Raw genomic sequence first — 22,692 nt, 5'->3', positions numbered from 1 at the left:
GGCGATCTGGCTGGATGCCAGGCATGCTTCGATGTTCACGCGGCCAGGGCGGCCGGGCAATGGCCAAACCGATCAATTGCCATGATCGGTTTGGCCGGCCTGGCTCAAGACTGGTCAGGCTTGGCCTTGAGGGCAGAGGTAACTGCGCAACTTGCGCGCAACACTGGCAGATAGCGTGTTAGTGGCACAAAGCCCGCGCGCTACAAGAGGAATGCCTGGGTCAGAGAAACTGTGTAGATTTCTACGCCGTGAGTGCTTCGCGGGTCAGGCGCAGGATCAGGTCCTGACGGGCTTTGTTGCGGTCCGCCGCCAACTGGTTGGCGCGTGTGACGTACTGCTTGTCGTCCAGTTTTTCACGCTCGTCATCGAGCTTTTCCAGGCCGTCCCAAGACGCTTGCTCCGCCGCTGTGAAAGCCTCGGTATGCTGCGCCTCCAGGTACTGCACCCAGAAATCGCGCTGGCTGATGTACTCCGCCAGACCTTTACCGGCCTCCTCGCTGCGCACCGTTGCAGCTGCTGCATCCAGCTGCGCGCGGGTGACCCCGGCGATGGCGCCGAACTGCATGGTGCGGGGCTGCCCCGGCAGGTCCAGTTCGTCGGCAAGCCCGGTGCGGTAGGCCAGGCTGACCTCGATTTCATCTACCTCACGCCCTAGTGCACGAGCCGATGCCATGGCCTCCGTGGCGATGCGCTCGACACGGTCCAGGCGAAACAAACGCCGCGCCAAACTCAAACGCGCCGCCTGGGCCTGCTCGACCGACGCGTCGTGCAGCGCTTTGGCGACCAGCCCACGCACCTCCAGCACGCTATAGCACGACAGCACGCTGTCCACACACGTGCGCGGGTTGGCGGCCAGGCTGAACAACTCCTCGCGCAGTGCAGTGTCGCCGCGCGCTTGCGCCATAAGGCCCCAGACCCGTTCGGCCAGGGCCGTTTGAGCTTGCCGGTAGTCGCTGGTGCAGGTGAGCTCAGCCATCATCTGCATGAAGTGCTCGCTGCCAGGCTCAGCCTGCAAGGCGTCCCACAACGCCCCACGTATTTCGGTGTCGGCCTCGTCCAGACCACTGAGCCACAGGCTGCGCGCCTCTACTACCGTGGGAACGTCACTCGGTACTGCCAGTTCGTCCACGGCTGGCGCTCGCAGTTGAGCGGTGATGGCCGGTGGCAGAGGATTACCTGACAAACGCAAGCTCTGGCGTAACGACGGTGTGGCATTGAGCCAGATCTGTGGCATGGTCGAAATACTGTTGTTGCGCAGGTCGGCGGTTTCCAGGAAACCACACCACTCAAGCCCAGACGGCATGGTCAGCAAGCCGGTGCTACGCAGGTTCAACCTGCGCAGCCGCGACAGGCGCCCGAATTCCAGACTGATCGCGCCGAGCGGGTTGTAGCTCAGATCAAGCTCATGCACCCCGCTAAGTTCGCTCAATAACGCCGAACTGGTCGCCGTGATGCTTAGCTGGTTACGAGCCATGCGCAATATCCGCAAGCGCGGTGCACGCAAGAACATCGAAGGCCAGGTAGTCAGGGCGTTGTTGCTCAGGTCCAGCGCCCGAAGACGGCGAAAAGCCCGAGGAAAGCTTGCGGGTATGCGGTCGAGCCCGAGCCCCACCAGTGTTAGCGTGGTGATGTGGCTGAAGTCACAATCTGCGGGCAGTTCCGGCAAACTTCCAATATGCGAACCGATCAAGGTCAAACGCATCCCTAGTGCTGGGCCATGTGCGTTTGGGTCCAGCTCGCCAATCATCCGCCAGCAACGTCGAAATTCATTGGCGCAACGCCGGCGTGCAACGACGACACTCACCACTGCACTATCGCTGACCCAGGTTTGCAGTGCGACATCCAGGCGTCGATATTGTTGCTCCTGGATGAGTAGGTTGGCGAACGCCGAACGCGGCCGCGTCATCAGTGCGTTCACGTACCCCTCAACTTCCTGGTTAGTGAAGCCGGGATATAGAGCACGCACACGATCACGCAAACGCAGCAGGGTCCCGAACCCCGATCCGCGCCCGCTCATCTGATAGCCAACGCGCCCGTCAGGCAGGCGCTGCATGGGGCTGGGCTGCACGCCCGCCTCACGCAGCCCGGCATCGTTGAGCAGCCCCGCGCGGGTGGCTGGCAGCCAACGCTGCAAGTCGGCGTGCACCCGCGCAGCACCCTCGGCCCCGTCCCAGCCAAGCGCCTGCAGGCGGCTATCAGGGAGCACCGCCAGCAGCACCTCGGCCAGCCCGCAAGGCTCTGCGGGCTGCATCTCAAGCGCCTGTCCATTGCTGCCATAAAGCGCAAAGCGCCCTTCGCGGCGCACCATCACGTTGAGCGTGGCCTCTGCTTGCGGCGCCGGGTCATACCGCGACAACAGGCGACCGGCAATTGGGTCGTCACGCAATTCGAGATTGACTGAAGCGGGCCAGTTGGCGTGCCGCCGCAGGAGGCTGAACACCACTTCCACCGTCTCGTCGCGATAGCTGTGCTCAAGGAACAGGCTCTCGCGTATGCGCACCAGCTTGGCCTCCAGCAGCAATTGCCGCGCCTGCTGGCTCAACGCCAGGGGAATACGTGACTCGCTTGACATGCGCAGGCGCTGCGCCGCGTCTGCCCGGTCCAGCAGGTGCAGCGCATAGGCATCCGGCAGGCCTGGGAAATCACGTTTGACCAGCCACAGCAGGTCGTCTGCACCGGCCGCGCTGCTGGCAAAGTGTTCGAGCAGCGCCTCGCCCAGGGCTGGCGCGTTTTCCAGCAGGTGTTCAGCCTGCTCGGCCCAAGGCGTGCCTAGCAGTGCCTCACGTTCAATGCACCAGTCAAACAGTTCGCGGTCGATGCCCGCAGCGACGCCTGTGCCAAGCTGCTCGAACAGGGCGCTGATACGGGCATCGATGGCAAAACGCTGCAACGTATCACGCAGCGCCACCGGCAACGGTCGGCGTTCGACCAGCAAGCCACGCAGGGCATCTTCATCCACATCCGCCACCCGCAGGATCTGCTCCACTCGCGACGCCTCAAGTGCCGCCGACGCAGGCCATAGGCGCCCAAGCAACAGGCTGGCGCCCTGCCATTCCAGCGGCCGTTCATGGCTCAAGCACCAAGCCTGCTCGCCATTGGACTCAAGCTCGGGGGCAAAGGCATCGTCGCGCGTTGGGTGCACTAACTGCCAACTGCTGCGCTGCGCAACCGGGCGCACCTGATAGCGATGGCCCTCATGCTCCCACCAACGCCGGTCGCCATCTTCGAACAGACCGTCGTCACACAGCGGCGCATCGGCCACCTGAACACCTGATCGATAGGGAACCAAGGTGTTGGCATAAAACCGTTGCTGGCCCTGGGCGTTGAGCACCGGCTGCAATTCGTCGACAAATGCACTTCGGGCGAAACTACGCGCCGCCAGCGTCGCGCCGCCGGCTACCGCGGCCGTCACCACCACGGTTTCAGCTACCCCCAGGAAGTGCTCCAGCGCTTCGTGTTGATGCCCCAAGCCCCAGTCCTCGACGCCTTCACACACCTGCACCAGGGTTTGGCGGACCATATCAGCCAGCAGCAAAGCGCCCACCACCGGCACGAACAGACCTGCCAGGTTGAGCAATGTCAGGCCCACGGCCTCCAAAGCCTCCGTCCGTTCGGTAGTGGCGGTACGGTCTGCTTGCGCAGTCGGTACTGCTAACTCGGCAGCATTCTCCTTGATACGCTGTACATGGCCACGCGCCACACCGACAAATAGATCGCCGTCAATTGCCTGCACGTTCGCTTGCATGTCAGGCACCGAGTCCATCAGGCGCGTTGCTAGTGTGGTCATGAAGGCGGCGCGTTCCTTTATCGCAACCCGTCTCAGCACGGCGGCGCTGAACGCGGGCTGCGCCATCTTGACTGCCAGGTGTCGGTTAGCAGCCGAAAAGTCCCGAAATTGGCGCAGGGGCTGTTCGTGGTCATCAGGCATATACAGCACAACACCCATGAGCTGCGGCATTGAAGTAACCGGGCCACGAGTACCGCCCAACCAAGTGCCGCTGATGCTGAACGCCAGTGCACCATCCAGCGCACACCCCAGCAATCGCAAGGGGCCGCAGAGCACCTGCTGGCCGAGGCTGTGGGTTATGGCCTTGCCGTCGGCGGCAGTGCGCAACATGCTCAGGTCGAAAGCACTGTGCTGGCCCTTGATAGCAGCAACCTCAACGTCGAACCCCAGCTGCCGCCGCCTGTCATCGGCCAGGCTGGTTGTGAATGCGTCATCCAGGACGCTGTCCAGGTGGGCGCGATACCCGGCGCCGACGTCAACCTTGCGGCAGACTTCGGCGATTTTTTGGCTCGCACTGGACACTACCCGTTCCATCTCACCCGATACCGGGTCAGCCGGGTGCACCAAGGCGGTTTCCTCGAAGAAGGATTCGTTCTCCTTGAAATTCTGCATCAGGTGCTGCAACGCCGGGGTGCGTACGAAGTAAGCGCTGAATTCCTGCACCTGGCCTTGAAAAACCTTCAGCCGCCGCCGCTCATCGCGCCATTGGGCAGTGCGCAGATCGACAGCAATGCCAAGCTCGGATGCCAGCGCGGACTCAAGCGCAGCAGTTGCGTAGTCGTCGAGGGGTTTTAGCGGCTTGAGCGCTTCGTGCACTTGCTGCTGGGAGACGCGCAGCGCCGCTGCCTGTTCGCGCAAAAGCCGAACTTGCGCAGCGCTCGCGCGTTTGAGCCAGTCAGGCAGAATTTCAGCAATAAACTGATCAGTGGCATGGGTGATTTTTTCGGATTCCGCGGGGTTGGTCATGGCAGCAGTCTCGGGCTGAAAAGCCCGGCAGATTGCCCCTGCCCTCCCCATTCAACGAGCCGGAAGTACCTCCCGGTGCAATGCATCCGGTGCATGGATCAGCGCTCGATAAGCTCCGGGATTGCAACCGAACCATTTGCGAAACGCCTTGTAGAAAGAACTGCTGTCGGCAAAGCCGAGGCGCTCGGCGACTTCGCCAAGGCTAGGCTCGTTCTGCGCCAGCCAGGCGACGGCCAACTCTCGGCGCACGCTGTCCTTGAGCCCCTGGACGGTCTGCCCCTCGTCGGCCAAGCGCCGGCGCAGGGTAGCCGGCGACACACATAATTGACGCGCAACCGTGTCGACGTCCGGCCAGGTGCAGGGGTCGCCACGCAGTAAGTCGTTGCGGATGCGCCAGCCAAAGCTGGTTGGGTCGCGGTATTTGACCAGGATGTTGCCAGGTGCTTCGGCGAGAAAACGCTGCAGTTCTTCGGGCGCACGCCGCAGCGGCATGTCCAGGCAATCAGCGGCGATGATCATCCGCGTGCGCGACCGGCAGAAATGCAGGGTCTGCGAGAACATTACCCGGTAATCGTCGCAGAACTGTGGCTCGGCGCAGCGCAGTTCGACAGCCATGATCGGCAGGCGCCGCCCGGCGAGCCAGCAGCCCACGCCGTGCACGATCATCCACAAGGTGAAATAGGTGAAGGCGCGGCGTGGCGCCTGGCGGGGCTCGCTGATGACAATTTCGGCAAGACTTTGCTGGCGCACCAGGGCCGGCTGCAAATCTTCGAGCATCAACCCGAGAAAGGTCAGCGCGGTATCCAGGCCTTCGCCCAAGGTCGGCTGGGCCATCGCTGCCCGGCACAGGAACGCCAGGCTGCCGCGGCGGAGGCCGCGGGGGTCCATGGCGAAGAACTCGTCATTGCAATACCGGGCCAGCAGGCGCCAGAGCCTTGCATAAGCCTCGGCACTGACCCGCGCCTCGGGAAGCTCAAGCCGCTCGGCATCGATCCCGGCGCGTGCCAGCAACGCAGCGGCCGCCTGAGGCTCAGGACACGCCTGCAGCAACGCCTCACGTACCAGGTGCATGGAGATGGTGTCTTTTTCGCTCATCGGCCGTTCCTTGAAACATTCACCTCAAGCCTGCGCGGTTTTAGCTCGCCTCGCATGCTCAAGGGGATGCATCTTAGGCCGGTCGGGTACGCACAGCTAGCGGCGGAGCCGGGTACAGCCTTTATACCGAGCGGTTCAGCTTCACCCAAGAGGCGAATTTGTCGATGAACGCCTGCAGAAACGGCCGGGTCTTTTCGTTGAGCTTGTCGTGTTCGTCGAACAACGACGCGGCACCACCGATATAGGCCTCGGGCATTTGCATGCAGGGCATATCCAGAAACACCAGTGACTGGCGCACGGCATGGTTGGCGCCAAAGCCGCCAATCGCCCCAGGCGAGACACTCACCACGGCGGTCGGCTTGCCGCTCCAGGCACTTTTGCCGTAAGGCCGCGAGCCCACATCGATGGCGTTTTTAAGGCAACCAGGCACCGTGCGGTTGTACTCGGGCGTCACGAACAACACCGCGTCGCTTTTGCTGATCTCGTTGCGAAAGCGCTGCCAGGCCGCAGGCGGGGTGTCGGTTTCAATGTCCTCGTTGTACAACGGCAGGTCGCCGATCTCGATGATCTTCAGGGCCAGGCTGGACGAAGCCAGCTCGGACAAGGCGCGGGCCACCTTGCGGTTGTAGGAGTCTTTGCGCAAGCTGCCGACGACAACCGCTACCGAATAAACCTGACTCATGGGGAATGCATCCTCTGCGAAGTAAAGGGACGTCAGTAGTTATAGATGACCGTTCCTCGGTGCTTTGGTTTTTTTCCATACAGCAGAAAACTTCCCGCACCTATTGCTGGTCTATGGCTACAGACATTTCCTACACGTTTCAGAGGGTTCCACCCAAAATGGCAGCAGTAATGGTCGGCCAGTTCCACGCCCGCGACGCCGAAGGCCGTATCTACCCCGTGCATGAATTCCAGGAGTCCACGCTCCAGGCAGATGGCAGCACCCTCGGTGCGCCGATCACCACCTATCGCCTGGCCATTGGCGACCGGGTCAATTATCTGGGTGAAGACCGCTTCGAACTGGCCCAGACCGGAATCGAGATCGTCCGTATTCCCTGAGCCTGCTTCAAGGGCCTGCGCGGCAGGCCCGGTGCATCAACCGGCAGCAGGCTCGGTCAACGCCTGCCACATCGACGGCCCGCCGGCCGACTTGGCCACCGCCGCCAGACGCTCGGCATGGGCCTGCAGTTCTTCCTCGCTCGCCATGATCACCCGCCCCGGTGTGCGCCCGGTAATGCGGCGAATCTCGCTGCCGCGCGCGGCTTGGCCGTCCTCACCCACCGCGCCGTCAGCGGCCAGGGACAGGCTGGTCTGCCCACCGGTCATGGCTAGATAAACGTCAGCCAGCAGTTCGGAGTCGAGCAAGGCGCCGTGCAGCTCACGGCCGGAGTTGTCGATACCGTAGCGTTTGCACAGCGCATCCAGGCTGTTGCGCTGCCCCGGGTGGCGCGAGCGCGCCATCATCAGGGTGTCGAGGATCGGGCAGTGCTGGGAGATATCGGCGCGGTCGCGCTGGCCGATCAGGGCAAATTCGTTGTTGATGAACCCAACGTCGAACGCTGCGTTGTGGATGACCAGCGTGGAGCCCTGGATAAATTCGAAGAACTCGTCGGCCACCTCGGCAAAACGCGGCTTGCCAATGAGGAATGCGTCGGTGATGCCGTGCACGTTGATCGCGCCTTCATCACTCTCGCGGTCTGGCTGCAGGTAGACGTGAAAATGCCGCCCGGTCAGGCGCCGGCCCATGACTTCGACACAACCGATCTCGATGATGCGGTGGCCTTCGCCCACCGGCATACCGGTGGTTTCGGTATCGAGCACTACGAACCGTTTGTCTTGCTGCTGCTCCACGCGGTACTCCAACTGCTGCTGCCTGAATTCTAGGCCGGGAGTATAACTCAGCGGCCAGTAGCTTGGCGCCGCCTCGCGGCTGCCCTAGCGCTGTTTGCGCACTTCGTCGACGCCGCGGTTGGCCAACTGGTCGGCGCGTTCGTTGCCTGGGTGGCCGATATGGCCGCGGACCCACTTCCAGGTCACCTTGTGACGGTTGACCTGTTCATCGAGCATCACCCACAGGTCGGCGTTTTTCACAGGTTCTTTGGACGCGGTTTTCCAGCCGCGTTTCTTCCAGTTGACCATCCACTCGTTGATGCCTTTCATCACGTACTGCGAGTCGGTGGTCAGCACCACGTCGCATTCGCGCTTGAGCGCCATCAGCCCCTGGATGGCAGCCATCAGCTCCATACGGTTGTTGGTGGTTTCGCGCTCGCCGCCCCACAGCTCTTTTTCGACGCCCTTGCAGACCATCAACACGCCCCAGCCGCCGGGGCCAGGGTTGCCCTTGCAGGCACCATCGGTGTAAATCTCGACGCTATCGCTCATGTACCACTCGTGTTCAATGCTTGTCAGTGTCAGGGTGGGTAGCGCTGCGGTTGACCTTGGCCAGCGGCAGCGGCAGCAGCTTGCCCATGGGTTCGCGGCGCGCTGGGCGCAGCGGGCGCAGGCCCACGACCATCTTGCGCGCCACCAGCACGTAAACGCCGCCGCCGGCACTTTGCCAGCCACCAGCAACCCGCTCCCAGCCCGCCAGGCGCTGTTGCCAGGCAGGCGATGCAAGCGGCGGACGATAGCACCCGTACCTGCGTTTCTCCAGCGCAAAGCCCAGCAGGTTGAGCCAGTCGCCCACCCGCGACGCCGAGATGCAGCGCGCCTTGCGCAGCGCCCCGCGGCTGAACAGATGGCGCATGCCCCAGCTGCTCCAAGGGTTGATGCCGACAATCAGCAGATGCCCCCCAGGGCGCACCGAACTTGCCGCCTCGCGCAGCAAACCGTGGGGCGACAGGCTGAAGTCCAGGCCATGCTGCAGCACTACTACATCGGCGGCATGCTCGGACAATGGCCAGGCTTGTTCCTCACAGACGATCTCGACACCCGGCAACGGCGCGCCAAGGCGCACATTGCGCTGCACCTGTGGTGCGCTGGGCGGCGCCTCGCTGCCGGGGCCGTAATGCACCAGGTAGCCGCCAAAGAAGCGCCCGAGCTCTTCGGCCAGCAGCTTTTCTTCTTCTTTGAGCATCAGTTGGCCCAACGGCCCGTCGAACCAGTCACGGGCCAGACGAATCAGCTCGACCCACTCGGGGTCGGCCTGGGCGAAGGCTTGATCGGTCATTGCGTTCTCCCTCGGAAGGTTCTCCGGCCGCGCCATCGCGGCTAAGATGAAGCCATGTCCAGGCTTGGCGAATCCGCACCATGATACAGATCGTTGCCCTACCCGCTTTCTCCGACAACTACATCTGGTTGTTACAGGATACTGCCAATCGCCGCTGCGCGGTGGTCGACCCCGGTGATGCCACGCCGGTGCGCCAGTGGCTGGCCGACAACCCAGGCTGGGTGCTGGAAGATATCCTGATCACCCACCATCACCACGACCACGTCGGCGGCGTCGAGGCGCTCAAGGCACTGACCGGGGCACGGGTATGCGGCCCGGCCAATGAAACCATCCCGGCCCGGGACCTGGCCCTTGAAGACAACGCCTGCGTCCAGGTGCTGGGCATGCAGTTTGAAGTGATCGCCGTGCCCGGCCACACCCTTGGCCACATTGCCTTCTACACCGAGCAAACCCCTGCCCCATTGCTGTTCAGCGGCGACACGCTGTTCGCCGGGGGCTGTGGACGGCTGTTCGAGGGCACCCCTGAGCAGATGCACCATTCGCTGCAGCGCCTGGCTGCCCTGCCTGCTGCAACGGCCGTGTACTGCGCCCACGAATACACCTTGAGCAACCTGCGCTTTGCCTGCGCCGTAGAGCCTGAAAACCAGCGGCTGCAGCAGCGCTTTGCCGAGGTGACCCAGCTGCGTGCCGACAACCGCATCAGCCTGCCTTCAAGTATTGGCCTGGAGCTGCAAACCAACCCGTTTTTGCGCACCGCTGAAACATCCGTTAAAGAAAAAGCAGACGAATGGAAGGGGCATTGCAACCCAACCCAAGCCACTGTTTTTGCTGCCTTGAGGTCATGGAAAGACGGGTTCTGATAACCCCAAGATATATCGAGAGGTTGCAGCAAAGGTTGACCCGGAGGGGGCCGGTTCCTAGAATCGCCCAACTTTTTTGCCCGGATAACCCTTCCAGCCGATGTCTTCCCGTAGCCGCAGAACCTCTCATTCGGTCGCCCTGACGCGACTGGCACAGATCAGTGCACTGGCGCTGGCCGCCACACTGGTGGGCTGCCAGAGCACCCGTCAGCTCGACGAATCCGACAGTGTTCGCGCACACAGCTATCAGGCGCGGATCAAACACAAGCCGGCGCCGGTAGTGGTCAAGGCCAAGGAGCAACCGCAGGCGCCGCAAGACGTCTGGGAGCGTATGCGCCAAGGCTTCGCCCTGCAGGAAAACATGGACGTCAACCCGCGCATCGAGCAGCAGCGCCTGTGGTTCGCCAGCAACCCGTCGTTCCTCGAGAACGCCGGCGAGCGCGGCAGCCTCTACCTGCACTACATCGTCGAGCGCCTGGAAGAGCGCAACATGCCGCTTGAACTGGCCCTGCTGCCCGCCATCGAAAGCGCTTACAACCCGATGGCCTACTCGCGAGCAAGCGCTGCGGGCATGTGGCAGTTCATGCCGGCCACCGGGCGCCACTTCAACCTGCGGCAAACCAATTTCTACGATGGCCGGCGCGATGTCACCGCCTCGACCAACGCAGCGCTGGACTACCTCAACCGCCTGCACGACATGTTCAACGGTGACTGGCTGCTGGCGCTTGCGGCGTACAACTCAGGTGAGGGCACGGTCAGCCGCGCCATCGAACGCAACGAAAAACTCGGCCTGCCCACCGACTACTGGAACCTGCCACTGCCGCAGGAAACCCGCGACTACGTGCCCAAGCTGCTGGCCCTGTCGCAAGTGGTCAACACCCCGCAGGCCTACGGCGTGAACCTCAACCCGATCGCCAACGAACCGTATTTCGAAGCCATTGCCATCAACGAGCGCCTCGACCTGTCGCGGGTCGCAGCCTTCGCCGATATCGACGAAGACGAGCTGATCCAGCTCAACCCGGCCTTCAAAAAGCGCATGACCGTGGACGGCCCCAAGCAACTGCTGGTGCCCACCGCCAAGGCGCAACTGCTGTCTGCGCGCATGTCCAACCTCAAGCCTGAGGAACTGGTCAGCCTGCAACCGAACAAGGCCGTGTTCCAGGCAGCGCTTGCCGAAGCCAAGGCGCCGGCGGCGCGCAGCTACCGGGTCAAGCGTGGCGACAACCTGGGCAGCATCGCCAAGGCCAACCGAGTGTCGGTCAAGCAGTTGCAAAGCTGGAACAGCCTGCGCGGCAACAGCCTGCGCGTTGGCCAGGTGCTGGCCCTGCGTGGCGGCAGTGCAGCCGGCAACCGGGTAGCGGACGCAAAACAGCGTTCTACCCAGTACAAGGTGCGCAAGGGCGATTCTTATTACCTGGTGGCCAAGCGTTTCAACGTCGAGATGAAACACCTCAAGCGTTGGAACCCCCGCAGCGGCCACGCCCTCAAGCCTGGGCAAACCTTGACCGTCTATCTGGGTCACTGATCGGAACCGGCCCCAGCGCCACGATCTCCTGTAGGAGCGGCCTTGTGTCGCGAATGGGCTGCGTAGCAGCCCCACTATTTCGGCCTCATGCAAAATAGTCGGGGGAGCTACGCCCCCTTTCGCGACACAAGGCCGCTCCTACACGCTGACCGCGTGAGGTTAGAATCGACATCCAAGCCCTTGCAGCGAAACGCTTGCCGGCACTCTTTTTCCAACCCAGACAAGCTGTTACTGTACTCCGACCCAAGCCCAATGCCCCTGGATCGGATGCCGACTTGATACGTCCCCTCCTGCTGTCTCTCAGCCTGGCCTTGAGCTTCCCCGCCGTCGCGATGGTGAGCGAAAGCCACGGATACGCGCAATTCGGCACGCTCAAGTACCCGGCCACCTTCACCCATTTCGATTGGGTCAACCCGCAAGCGCCCAAGGGCGGTACCTTGCGGGCCATGGCGTTCGGCACCTTCGACACACTCAACCCTTACACGTTCAAGGGTTCAAGCCCGGTCACTACGCCCAATTTCCTGCAGTACGGCATCAATGAGCTGAACGAGCCACTGATGGTTGGTACCGGCATGTACGACCCCTCAGGTGATGAGCCAACCTCAAGCTACGGCCTGATCGCCCGTTCGGTCGAGTACAGCGAAGACCGCAGCTGGGTGGTGTTCAACCTGCGCCCCGAAGCACGCTTTCACGATGGCACGCCGATCACCTCGGCTGACGTCGCGTTCAGCTACCGTACCCTGCTCAAAGACGGCCACCCGCTGTATCGCACCAACCTGCAGGAAGTGCAGCGGGTCGATATTCTCGGCCCCCTGCGCATCCGCTTCGTGTTCAAACGCGCCGGCAACCCGCTGTTGATCCTGCGCCTGGGCGAAATGCCGGTGCTGCCCAAGCACTACTGGCAAAAGCGCGATTTCAAGGCCACTACCTTCGAACCACCGCTGGGCAGCGGCCCGTACCGCATCACCGAGGTGCAGCCCGGCCGGCGTGTGGTGTTCGAGCGGGTGAAGAACTACTGGGGCAAGGACCTGGCGGTCAACCGCGGCAAATACAACTTCAAGCGTGTCGAGTATGAGTTCTACCGTGACGCCACGGTGGCCTTCGAAGCGTTCAAGGCCGGCGAGTTCGACATCTACATCGAGCACCAGGCCAAGAACTGGGCCAATGGCTACAACTTCCCGGCCATTCGCCGTGGCGAAGTGATCAAAGCGCAGATCCCGCACCAGATCCCCACTCAGACCCAGGGCCTGTTCATGAACAGCCGCCGCGCGGCCTTCCATGACCCGCGCGTGCGCCAGGCGCTGGGCCTGATGCTCGACTTCGAGTGGGCCAACCGCGCGCTGTTCAACGGCGCCTACCGGCGGGCCACCAGCTACTACCCGAACAGCGAGTTCACCGCCAGCGGCCTGCCCACCGGCAAGGAGTGGCTGCTGCTCAAGCCGTTCCGTGACCAACTGCCCCCGGCGCTGTTCACCGAGCCCTACCAGGTCAGCCACACCGACGGCAGCGGCGTCAGCCGCGCGACCCTGCGCAAGGCCCTGGCGCTGCTGGCCGAGGCCGGCTGGAAACTCAACGGCCAGCGCCTTGTCGACAGCAACGGCAAGCCGTTCACCCTCGAGTTGCTGCTGGTGAACCCGAACCTCGAACGCATCCTGCAACCGTATGTCGAAAACCTCGGCAGCATCGGCATCGACGCGCGCCTGCGCACCGTCGACCGTGCCCAGTACAAACAACGCCTCGACCAGTTCGATTTCGACATGATTCTGATGACCCTCAACCAGACCCTGAGCCCGGGCCTTGAGCAGTGGCTGTATTTCCACTCAAGCCAGGCCGCCGTCAAAGGCAGCAAAAACTACGCAGGCATTGACGACCCCGTGGTCGACCACCTGCTCGACACCTTGCTGGCTGCGCGCACCCGTGACGACCAGGTGGCCGCCGCACGGGCCCTGGACCGGGTACTGTCGTGGCACAACTACATGATTCCCAACTGGTACCTGGACAACCACCGCCTGGCCTACCGCAACCGCTTCGGCTTCGTCGCCACCCCGCCCTACACCCTCGGGCTGAACAGCTGGTGGATCAAGCCTTCGGAGAAAGCCCAATGACCTCGACGCTGCGCACGCTAACCGCCAGCCTGCTGCTTGCCTGTATCAGCCTGCCCACCCTGGCGGCCCCGCAACACGCGCTGACCCTGTATGACGAGGCGCCGAAATACCCGGCCAACTTCAAGCATTTCGACTTCGTGAACCCCGACGCGCCCAAGGGCGGCACCTTCCGCCAGGCAAGCTTCGGTGGCTTCGACAGCCTTAACCCGTTCATCAACAAAGGCGTGGCCGCAGACAACCTCAGCATCATCTACGACACCCTGATGCGCCAGAGCCTGGACGAGCCGTTCACCGAGTACGGGCTGGTGGCCAGCAAGATCGAAAAGGCCCCCGACAACAGCTGGGTGCGCTTCTACCTGCGCCCCGAAGCCCGCTTTCACGACGGCCACGCGCTGCGCGCCGAAGACGTGGTGTTCACCTTCAACACCCTGATCAAGGACGGCGCGCCGCTGTACCGTCAGTATTACGCCGACGTGTCCGAAGTGCTGGCCGAAGACCCGCTCAAGGTGCTGTTCAAGTTCAAGCACAAGAACAACCGCGAGCTGCCGCTGATTCTCGGGCAACTGCCGGTGCTGCCCAAACACTGGTATGCAAACCGCGAGTTCACCCGTGGCAACCTGGAAATCCCGCTGGGCAGTGGCCCGTATAAAGTCGCCGAAGTGAAGGCTGGGCGCTCGATCCGCTACGAGCGGGTCAAGGACTACTGGGGCAAGGATCTGCCGATCAATCGCGGCTTCTACAACTTCGATGCCATGACGTTCGATGTCTATCGCGACAACAACGTGGCGCTTGAAGCGCTCAAGGCCGGCGCTTTCGACTATGAACTTGAGGTCAGCGCGAAGAACTGGGCGACGGCCTACAATACCCCCGCCGTGCGCGAGGGCCGGCTGATCAAGGAAGAGCTGCCCAACGGCAACCCGGTGGGCATGCAAGGCTTCATTTTCAACCTGCGCAAACCGGTGTTTCAGGACGTGCGGGTACGCCAGGCGCTGAGCCTTTTGTTCGACTTCGAATGGACCAACAAGCAACTGTTCAATGGTGCCTACATACGCACCGGCAGTTACTTCGAAAACTCCGAAATGGCCGCCCGCGGGCTGCCCTCGCCAGCCGAGCTGAAAATCCTCGAACCGCTGCGCGGCAAGGTCCCCGACCAGGTGTTCAGCGAAGCCTTCCACAACCCGGTCACTGACGCCAGTGGCATGATTCGCGAGCACCAGCGCCAGGCCTACAAGCTGCTGCAAGAGGCGGGCTGGAAGATCGTCGACGACAAGATGGTCGACAAGGACGGCAAGCCGGTGAACATCGAGTTCTTGCTCGCGCAAACCCAGTTCGAGCGCGTCCTGCTGCCGTTCAAGCGCAACCTGGCAGACCTGGGCATTGGCCTTGAAATCCGCCGCGTGGATGTCTCGCAGTACATCAACCGCCTGCGTTCGCGCGACTTCGACATGATCGTCAGCGGCTTCCCGCAATCCAACTCGCCGGGCAACGAGCAGCGCGAGTTCTGGTCCAGTTCTGCCGCCGACAACCCCGGGAGCCGCAACTTCATCGGCCTGCGCGACCCCGCCATCGACCAGCTGGTCGAACAGTTGATCAACGCCGATTCGCGCCAGAGCCTGATCGACCACTGCCGCGCCCTCGACCGGGTGCTGCAATGGGGCTACTACGTGGTGCCCAACTGGCACATCAAGACCAACCGCGTGGCCTACTGGAACCACATCGGCCACCCGCAGAAGTCGCCCAAGTACGACGTTGGCATCGACACCTGGTGGGTAAAGCCCGATGTCACCCCGGCGCCAAGCGCAGCCCCAGCCGGCGAGGCCAACTGACATGCTGGCCTACATCCTGCGCCGTCTGCTGCTGATCATTCCGACCTTGTTCGGCATCCTGGTGATCAACTTCATCATCGTCCAGGCCGCCCCCGGCGGGCCGGTGGAGCAGATGATCGCCAAGCTCGAAGGCTTCGACGGCGCCACCAGCCGCATTGCCGGTGGCGGCGCCGAAGTGTCGGTGGCCGGCTCCAACTACCGCGGCGCCCAAGGCCTGGACCCGGCGCTGGTGGCGGAAATCGAGCGCATGTACGGCTTCGACAAGTCCGCCCCCGAGCGCCTGTGGATCATGGTCAAGAACTACGCCCAGCTGGACTTTGGCGACAGCTTCTTTCGCGATGCCAAGGTCATCGACCTGATCGTCGAGAAAATGCCCGTGTCGATTTCCCTCGGGCTGTGGAGCACGCTGATCATGTACCTGGTGTCGATCCCGCTGGGGATCGCCAAGGCCGTGCGCCACGGCAGCCATTTCGATGTGTGGACCAGTTCCGCCATCGTCGTCGGCTATGCCATCCCGGCGTTCCTGTTCGCCATCCTGCTGATCGTGCTGTTTGCCGGCGGCAGCTATTTCGACTGGTTCCCGTTGCGCGGGCTCACCTCCAACAACTTCGACGAGCTGTCCACCACCGGCAAGGTGCTGGACTACTTCTGGCACCTGGTGCTGCCGATCACCGCGCTGGTGATCGGTAACTTCGCCACCATGACCCTGCTGACCAAAAACAGCTTCCTCGACGAGATCAACAAGCAGTACGTGGTCACCGCAAAGGCCAAGGGCCTGAGCCGCAACCGGGTGCTGTATGGCCATGTATTTCGCAACGCCATGCTGCTGGTGATCGCTGGGTTCCCGTCGGCGTTCATCGGCATCTTCTTTACCGGCTCGCTGCTGATCGAGGTGATTTTCTCACTCGACGGCCTGGGCCTGATGAGTTTCGAGGCGGCGATCAACCGCGATTACCCGGTGGTGTTCGGCACCTTGTTCATCTTCACCCTGCTGGGGTTGGTGGTGAAGCTGATCGGCGACCTTACCTACACCTTGGTCGATCCGCGTATCGACTTCTCCAGCCGGGAGCACTGACATGGCCCTCTCCCCCCTCAACCGCCGGCGCTTCGAGCGTTTCAAGGCCAACCGTCGCGGCTGGTGGTCGCTGTGGCTGTTCATCGTACTGTTCGGCCTGAGCCTGGGTGCCGAGCTTATCGCCAACGACAAACCCGTGGCGGTGCGCTATGACGGCGAATGGTATTTCCCGGCATTCAAGCGCTACCCCGAGACCACCTTCGGCGGCGAGTTCCCGCTGGAGGCCAACTACAAGAGCCCGTACATCCGCGAACTGCTGGCGAAAAAAGACGCCTTCGTGCTGTGGGCGCCGATCCCGTTCAGCTACCAGAGCATCAACTACGACCTGAAAGTCCCGGCACCCGCGCCGCCCTCGGCAGATAACCTGCTGGGTACCGACGACCAGGGCCGCGATGTGCTGGCACGGGTGATCTACGGCTTCCGCGTCTCGGTGTTGTTCGCCCTGACGCTGACGATCGCAAGCTCCATCATCGGCGTGATTGCCGGCGCCCTGCAGGGCTTCTATGGCGGCTGGGTAGACCTTGCCGGGCAGCGCTTTCTGGAGATCTGGTCGGGGCTGCCGGTGCTGTACCTGCTGATCATCCTGGCAAGCTTCGTACAGCCGAATTTCTGGTGGTTGCTGGGCATCATGCTGCTGTTCTCGTGGATGAGCCTGGTGGATGTCGTGCGCGCCGAGTTTTTGCGTGGGCGCAACCTTGAGTACGTGCGCGCGGCGCGGGCCCTTGGCATGCGCAATGGCGCAATCATGTACCGGCACATCCTGCCCAACGCGATGATTTCGACCATGACGTTCATGCCGTTCATCCTGACCGGCGCCATCGGCACCCTGACCGCCCTGGACTTCCTCGGCTTCGGCCTGCCGGCAGGTTCGCCGTCGCTGGGCGAGCTGGTTGCCCAAGGCAAGTCCAACCTGCAGGCCCCGTGGCTGGGCATCAGCGCCTTCGCCGTACTGGCAGTGATGCTGAGCCTGCTGGTATTCATCGGCGAGTCCGCCCGCGATGCCTTCGACCCGAGGAAATGACATGAGCCAAAGTACCCTGATCGAAGTGCGCGACCTGGCAGTGGAGTTCGTCACCGGCGACCAAGTCAACCGCGTGGTCGACGGCATCAGCTTCGACATCCGCAAAGGCGAAACCCTGGCATTGGTGGGCGAAAGTGGCTCGGGCAAGTCGGTGACGGCGCACTCGATCCTGCGCCTGCTGCCCTACCCGCTGGCGCGCCACCCGAGCGGCAGCATCCAGTACGAAGGCAAGGACCTGCTGCAACTGGGCGAGAAGCCCATGCAGCGTATCCGCGGCAACCGTATTGCGATGATCTTCCAGGAGCCGATGACCTCGCTGAACCCGCTGCACAGCATTGAAAAGCAGATCAACGAGATTCTGTTGCTGCACAAAGGCCTGACCGGCAAGCAAGCTACCGCGCGCACGCTCGAACTGCTCGACCTGGTGGGTATCCCTGAGCCGCATAAACGCCTCAAGGCCCTGCCCCATGAGCTGTCCGGCGGCCAGCGGCAGCGGGTGATGATCGCCATGGCGCTGGCCAACGAGCCTGAACTGCTGATTGCCGACGAGCCCACCACCGCGCTCGACGTGACCGTGCAGTTGAAGATTCTCGACCTGCTCAAGGAACTGCAGGCACGCCTGGGCATGGCCCTGTTGCTGATCAGCCACGACCTTAACTTGGTACGCCGCATCGCCCACCGTGTGTGCGTAATGCAAAGCGGCAAAATAGTCGAACAAGCCGATTGCGCCACGCTGTTCAGCGCGCCGCAGCACCCGTACACGCAAATGCTGATCAACGCCGAACCCAGCGGCGCCCCGGCTGCCAACCCGCAAGGCGCGCCGCTGCTGGAGGTCAAGGACCTGAAGGTGTGGTTCCCGATCAAGAAAGGCCTGCTGCGCCGTACCGTGGACCATGTGAAGGCGGTGGACGGCATCAACTTCAGCCTGCCCCAAGGCCAGACCTTGGGTATCGTCGGTGAAAGCGGCTCAGGCAAATCCACCTTGGGCCTGGCCATCCTGCGGCTGATTGCAAGCCAGGGCGGCATTCGCTTCCATGGCCAGGCGCTGGAGGGTTTGAACCAGAAAGAAGTGCGGCCCCTGCGCCGTGAAATGCAGGTGGTGTTCCAGGACCCCTTCGGCAGTTTGAGCCCGCGCATGTGCGTGGCGGATATCGTCGGCGAGGGCTTGCGGATTCACAAGATCGGCACGCCCGAAGAGCAGGAGGCGGCGATTATTGCCGCGCTGGAGGAAGTGGGGCTGGACCCGAAGAGCCGGCATCGTTACCCCCACGAATTCTCCGGCGGCCAGCGCCAGCGCATTGCCATTGCCCGGGCGTTGGTGTTGAAACCTGCGCTGATTCTGCTGGACGAACCCACCTCGGCGCTGGACCGCACGGTACAGCGGCAGGTGGTAGAGCTGCTGCGCAACTTGCAGGTGAAGTACAACCTGACCTATCTGTTCATCAGCCATGACCTGGCGGTGGTCAAAGCATTGAGCCATCAGTTGATGGTGATCAAGCAGGGGCAGGTTGTCGAGCAAGGGGATGCCGGGGAGATATTCAGGGCGCCTCAGGCGGGGTATACCCGACAGCTGCTGGAGGCGGCGTTCTTGTGCGCTTCCTGAGCTTGAGATACTAGTCAACCGGCCTGTAGGAGCGGCCTTGTGTCGCGAAAGGGGTGCGAAGCGCCCCCAGGTTTTGCGCTCCACCCTCATATCGCCGGGGCTGCTACGCAGCCCTTTCGCGGCACAAGGCCGCTCCTACAGGGGGAGGCGGGACATTCCATGGTGGTGCAAGCTTGTGGTGACCTCATCGCCCACCAGCCCACCCAACCCGATCAAGCACGCCACCCCAATCGCGTAACACAGCGTCCGCCAAGGTTGTAGCCCAGCGAGATAGGTCACGGTATGCAGCACCCGTGCAACCGTGAACACACCACAAAGCCAGGCCATGGTCACCCCAGGCACGTGCAACGCAACCGCCAGCCCGCCCAACGCCATGAACAACGGGATGTTCTCCAGATCATTGCGCCAAGCCTGCATCCCTCGAAGAACTTCAGGCCGCTCCGCAACCTGCGCAGGGCGGCCAAAAACCGCCGCATCCTCCACATTCACAAACGCCCGGAACCGCATGCGGAAATACCCCTGATAACAAGAAATCGCCAGCATCTTGATCATCAACAGCACCACACACCCCGCGTACATCGCCATGGCCAAACTCATGCTGCATCCCTGCGGGCAAAGCCCTTGACCACGATGTACAACAGCGGCCCCATCGAAACGAACGCCGCCGTCAGCAGCAGATATGGCAGCACGCCAACCCACGACCCGCCCCGGGCACGATGGTCGCTCACCATCCACATGCAGCCCAACCCGGCCATCACATACAGGTCGATCACAACCTGCGCCGTGTCGGGCCGGGCCATCAGTTGCAGGCCGAAGGCGATGAGCGACTGCTGGGCGATGAGCATCGTCCAGCCGGTATAAGCTGCGAACCCAAGCAGTACCAACAACGCCAGCCAGCGCCCTGCCGAATACCGCCTGAGGTTTTCTGTTGCCGTGCCATCGTTCATGCTCGCCTCCTTGGCCAACCTCCCTGCACACTAGTGGTAGAGTCTCCCCGCCTCAATGACCTCACAGGTCATGGACGCTTCCCCCAAGGACAGCCAGAGTCGAAGCATGAGCACTCTCCCCTTTCATCCTGCGCACCCGCCTGCCGCGACCGAAGCGGGCGAGCACCTGCGCCGACTGCGCCAGCAAGCCCGGCTCAGCCAAATGGACCTGGCGCTGCTTGCCGGCGTGTCACAGCGCCACCTGAGCTGCGTGGAAACCGGCCGCGCCAAGGCCAGCCCGAGCACCCTGCATGCGCTACTCAGCGCCCTGCAAGTGCCACTGGAGCAATGCAACGCAGTGTTCCTCGCCGCAGGCTACGCACCGCGCTATGGCGCCTGCGCGCCCGACGCCCCGGCACTGAAGATGGTCAACGACGCGGTGCGGCATATCCTCCAGGCCAACAACCCCGCGCCAGCCATCGTCATCGCCAGCAACTGGGACATCATCGCCGCCAATACCAGCGCTGGCCTGCTGTTCGCCATGGCCGGCGTACCGGCAAACGGCCATGCGGGGTTGAACTTGCTGGACACCCTGCTGCGCCCAGGCGGGCTGGGCGACCACTTGGTGAACGCCGATGAGATTCGCGCTATTGCTTGGCAGCGGGCAGCCAGGGAGGCGTTGGGCAACGCTGAACTGGCAGACCGACTCAAAGGTTTGCCGGTGCCGACTGCGGTAGCGGCGGATGGGCAGTTGGCACCGGTTGTGTTGACCAAGGTTCGCGTCGGTGGCTCTGAGTTGCGGTTTCTATCCACCTTTACAACCTTCGGCATGCCGCTGGACATCACCGTTGCCTCACTGCGCATCGAGCATCTGCTGCCAGCGGACGACGACACCTGGCACGCCATGCGCACAGCTTATGAAGGTTGGCAGTCAGGCCAGGATGAAGCCGCGCTTATCCCAACGCAGGGGAACTAGTAGATGAGCGAACGCTACCAAGGCAGTTGCCTATGTGCCGCCATCGGCTATGAGCTGCTGGCAACACCAAAGGCTGTTAGCCACTGCCATTGCAGCCAATGCCGCAAAGGAGAGGTATTCAACATGCCTGTCAGTCAGACCCCGGAGCCGCTCCTACCAAGGCCTGACCTTGATTCCAACGGGAGATTCCATGATTTTGCGCAAGCCTGTGCCTGCCTCATCGCAGGCTGGCGCCAGCTCCCACAGGATCTGGGCAAGGCCGTAGTATCGCGATTTTACGCGGTCTCTGTGGGAGCTGGCGCCAGCCTGCGATGAAGCCGGCACAGGTCTGCACCTGACTGTGCGGCAAAATTCAGCGTGGGAGCGGGCTTGCTCGGAATGCCGAACCACCGCGATGGCTCGCAAAGCGAGCCCAATGGTTTTTCACTGGCCCGGGCGGGCCACACCTGTCACGCGAGGTCCTGGCTCACCCGGCCCACCGCCTCGACCACGCGCCGCGCCCCAGACTGGATCGCGCCAATTGCACCGCCGGCCTGGGTGGCCAGTTGCAGGCCATGGGCCGCTTGCCCGCGGCTGCTTTCGATCTCGTTCACCGCCTGGTTGGCCAAGGTCTGGTTATGCGCAACCACCGCGACGATTTCCTCGGTCGCGCTGCTGGTGCGCGCGGCCAGTTGACGCACTTCGTCGGCAACAACCGCAAAACCTCGGCCCTGCTCGCCGGCACGCGCCGCTTCAATGGCGGCGTTGAGCGCCAGCAGGTTAGTCTGCGCGGCGATGCCGCCAATGGTCTGCACGATCGAACTGATCACCACCGATTGCTTGCCCAGCGCATCGATGGTGGTCCCCGCCGAATGCAGCTGGGCGCTGACCGCCTGCATGGTCTGCTCGACCTGCTGCACCACCGCGACGCCCTCGCTGGCACCGGTGTCGGTGGTCTGCGAAACCTCCAGCGCCATCTGCGCGGCCTGCTTGACCGCCTCCTCGCGCTGCACCTGATCGGTCACTACCGAGGCAAATTTCACCACCCGCAGCAGCCGGCCCTGGGCGTCGATCACCGGGTTGTAGCTGGCTTCAAGCCACACATCACGGCCCTGGCTGTCCAGGCGCAGGAAGCGGCCGGTCATGTACTGGCCGGCATTGAGCGTCCGCCACAGGTCGGCGTAAGCCGGGCTGTTGACGAAATCAGGGCTGCAGAAAATCCGGTGGTGCTTGCCCACGACCTGGTCCAGCCGATACCCCATGGCGGCGAGGAAGATCGGGTTGGCATCGAGCACCTTGCCGCTCAGGTCGAACTGGATCACCGCCGTGGAGCGCAGCAACGCCTGCAGCAGCGACTGGCTCTGCTGCCCGGCATCCAGCTCCTGGGTGACATCGCGGCCTTGGCCGACGACCTGCGCCAAACGCCCCTGGGCGTCCATTTGCGGGTACCAGCTCAGGCGCAGCCAGGCATCACGGCCATCGGCGTGGCGCAGCAGGTAATCACCCTGCTGCACCTCGCCGCGGCCCAGCGCTTGCGCCAGCGTGCCGTAGTGCGGCTGCGCCAGCCAATGCGTCAATGCCTTGCCGGCCATGGCTTCTTGCGCCAGCCCCAACGCCGCAGCAGTTGCGGCGTTGCCTTGAACCACGCGCATGCTGGCATCGAGCAACAGAAAAATCCCGGCTTGCTCCTGCTGGGCCAGACGTTGACGCAAAACGACGAGCTCGGCTTCACGCGCAGCGAGCGTGGCCTTCAATTGCCGGTTGAACATGACACACCTG

General features: G+C 62.9%; 17 protein-coding genes and 3 pseudogenes. 10 read left to right on the top strand and 10 right to left on the bottom strand.

Going from position 1 to position 22,692, the window contains the following annotated elements; genetic code table 11:
- Positions 1–241: 241 nt before the first annotated feature.
- The 3 genes from HU719_RS05355 to HU719_RS05345 form a co-directional block, all read right to left on the bottom strand.
- Positions 242–4,753 carry an NEL-type E3 ubiquitin ligase domain-containing protein gene (locus tag HU719_RS05355; protein ID WP_186534805.1) on the bottom strand — a complete coding sequence of 1,504 codons (4,512 nt, stop codon included), beginning with the start codon at positions 4,751–4,753 and terminating at the stop codon, positions 242–244.
- Positions 4,754–4,804: 51 nt separating this feature from the next.
- Positions 4,805–5,848 (bottom strand): AraC family transcriptional regulator, encoded by a 1,044-nt coding sequence (locus HU719_RS05350; RefSeq protein ID WP_186518227.1) that lies wholly within the window; start codon positions 5,846–5,848, stop codon positions 4,805–4,807.
- Positions 5,849–5,969: 121 nt separating this feature from the next.
- Positions 5,970–6,530, bottom strand: coding sequence for an NADPH-dependent FMN reductase (locus tag HU719_RS05345; RefSeq protein ID WP_186518226.1), 561 nt, complete (start codon positions 6,528–6,530; stop codon positions 5,970–5,972).
- A gap of 158 nt (positions 6,531–6,688) precedes the next feature.
- Between HU719_RS05345 and HU719_RS05340 the strand changes: the two genes are divergently transcribed.
- The gene (locus tag HU719_RS05340) at positions 6,689–6,907 is read left to right on the top strand and encodes a hypothetical protein (protein ID WP_186518225.1); all 219 of its coding nucleotides are present in this window, start codon (positions 6,689–6,691) and stop codon (positions 6,905–6,907) included.
- 36 nt (positions 6,908–6,943) lie between these two features.
- Here the strand turns inward: HU719_RS05340 and dnaQ are convergent, their stop codons facing one another.
- The 3 genes from dnaQ to HU719_RS05325 form a co-directional block, all read right to left on the bottom strand.
- Positions 6,944–7,699: a DNA polymerase III subunit epsilon gene (gene dnaQ / locus HU719_RS05335; protein WP_186518224.1), complete on the bottom strand. Its 756-nt coding sequence runs from the start codon at positions 7,697–7,699 to the stop codon at positions 6,944–6,946.
- Positions 7,700–7,783: 84 nt separating this feature from the next.
- Entirely contained in the window at positions 7,784–8,230 is a 447-nt protein-coding gene (gene rnhA / locus HU719_RS05330) for a ribonuclease HI (RefSeq protein WP_186534804.1), read from the bottom strand.
- A 13-nt stretch (positions 8,231–8,243) separates the two neighbouring features.
- On the bottom strand, positions 8,244–9,017 hold the full coding sequence (locus HU719_RS05325) for a methyltransferase domain-containing protein (RefSeq protein WP_186534803.1): 774 nt from the start codon (positions 9,015–9,017) through the stop codon (positions 8,244–8,246).
- A gap of 80 nt (positions 9,018–9,097) precedes the next feature.
- Here HU719_RS05325 and gloB point away from each other — a divergent pair, with 80 nt between their 5' ends.
- From gloB to HU719_RS05290, 7 genes are all read left to right on the top strand, one after another.
- Positions 9,098–9,877 carry a hydroxyacylglutathione hydrolase gene (gloB, locus tag HU719_RS05320; protein ID WP_186518220.1) on the top strand — a complete coding sequence of 260 codons (780 nt, stop codon included), beginning with the start codon at positions 9,098–9,100 and terminating at the stop codon, positions 9,875–9,877.
- Between the two features lie 100 nt (positions 9,878–9,977).
- Positions 9,978–11,402 carry a lytic transglycosylase domain-containing protein gene (locus tag HU719_RS05315; protein ID WP_186518219.1) on the top strand — a complete coding sequence of 475 codons (1,425 nt, stop codon included), beginning with the start codon at positions 9,978–9,980 and terminating at the stop codon, positions 11,400–11,402.
- Between the two features lie 275 nt (positions 11,403–11,677).
- Positions 11,678–13,507 carry an extracellular solute-binding protein gene (locus HU719_RS05310; protein WP_202883357.1) on the top strand — a complete coding sequence of 610 codons (1,830 nt, stop codon included), beginning with the start codon at positions 11,678–11,680 and terminating at the stop codon, positions 13,505–13,507.
- A complete protein-coding gene (locus HU719_RS05305; protein WP_186534802.1) occupies positions 13,504–15,333 on the top strand; it encodes an extracellular solute-binding protein in 1,830 nt (609 codons plus the stop codon). Before HU719_RS05310 ends, HU719_RS05305 begins: the two co-directional genes overlap by 4 nt.
- 1 nt (position 15,334) lies before the next feature.
- Positions 15,335–16,408 carry a microcin C ABC transporter permease YejB gene (locus tag HU719_RS05300; RefSeq protein WP_186518217.1) on the top strand — a complete coding sequence of 358 codons (1,074 nt, stop codon included), beginning with the start codon at positions 15,335–15,337 and terminating at the stop codon, positions 16,406–16,408.
- Between the two features lies 1 nt (position 16,409).
- On the top strand, positions 16,410–17,429 hold the full coding sequence (locus tag HU719_RS05295) for an ABC transporter permease (protein ID WP_186518216.1): 1,020 nt from the start codon (positions 16,410–16,412) through the stop codon (positions 17,427–17,429).
- A 1-nt stretch (position 17,430) separates the two neighbouring features.
- Entirely contained in the window at positions 17,431–19,032 is a 1,602-nt protein-coding gene (locus HU719_RS05290; RefSeq protein ID WP_186518215.1) for an ABC transporter ATP-binding protein, read from the top strand.
- A 135-nt stretch (positions 19,033–19,167) separates the two neighbouring features.
- Here the strand turns inward: HU719_RS05290 and HU719_RS05285 are convergent, their stop codons facing one another.
- The gene (locus HU719_RS05285; RefSeq protein ID WP_186534801.1) at positions 19,168–19,629 is read right to left on the bottom strand and encodes an MAPEG family protein; all 462 of its coding nucleotides are present in this window, start codon (positions 19,627–19,629) and stop codon (positions 19,168–19,170) included.
- Positions 19,626–19,979 (bottom strand): DUF2834 domain-containing protein, encoded by a 354-nt coding sequence (locus HU719_RS05280; protein ID WP_186534800.1) that lies wholly within the window; start codon positions 19,977–19,979, stop codon positions 19,626–19,628. The genes HU719_RS05285 and HU719_RS05280 overlap by 4 nt, the downstream gene beginning before the upstream one ends.
- Positions 19,980–20,085: 106 nt before the next feature.
- Here HU719_RS05280 and HU719_RS05275 point away from each other — a divergent pair, with 106 nt between their 5' ends.
- Together HU719_RS05275 and HU719_RS23550 are read left to right on the top strand one after the other, a co-directional pair.
- Entirely contained in the window at positions 20,086–20,934 is an 849-nt protein-coding gene (locus tag HU719_RS05275; protein WP_225917107.1) for a helix-turn-helix domain-containing protein, read from the top strand.
- A gap of 3 nt (positions 20,935–20,937) precedes the next feature.
- A pseudogene (locus tag HU719_RS23550) lies at positions 20,938–21,045 on the top strand (GFA family protein); the annotation flags it as partial.
- Between the two features lie 338 nt (positions 21,046–21,383).
- Here HU719_RS23550 and HU719_RS23835 read toward each other — a convergent pair.
- Both HU719_RS23835 and HU719_RS23830 read right to left on the bottom strand, forming a co-directional pair.
- Positions 21,384–21,821 (bottom strand): annotated as a pseudogene (locus HU719_RS23835) (methyl-accepting chemotaxis protein); the annotation flags it as partial.
- A gap of 99 nt (positions 21,822–21,920) precedes the next feature.
- A pseudogene (locus HU719_RS23830) lies at positions 21,921–22,682 on the bottom strand (PAS domain-containing protein); the annotation flags it as partial.
- Positions 22,683–22,692: the final 10 nt, after the last annotated feature.

The organism is Pseudomonas farsensis, from assembly GCF_014268805.2.
Taxonomy (GTDB): domain Bacteria; phylum Pseudomonadota; class Gammaproteobacteria; order Pseudomonadales; family Pseudomonadaceae; genus Aquipseudomonas; species Aquipseudomonas farsensis.
The sequence above is the reverse complement of the archived record's forward strand: the minus strand, read 5'-3'. Positions and strand labels throughout refer to the sequence as shown.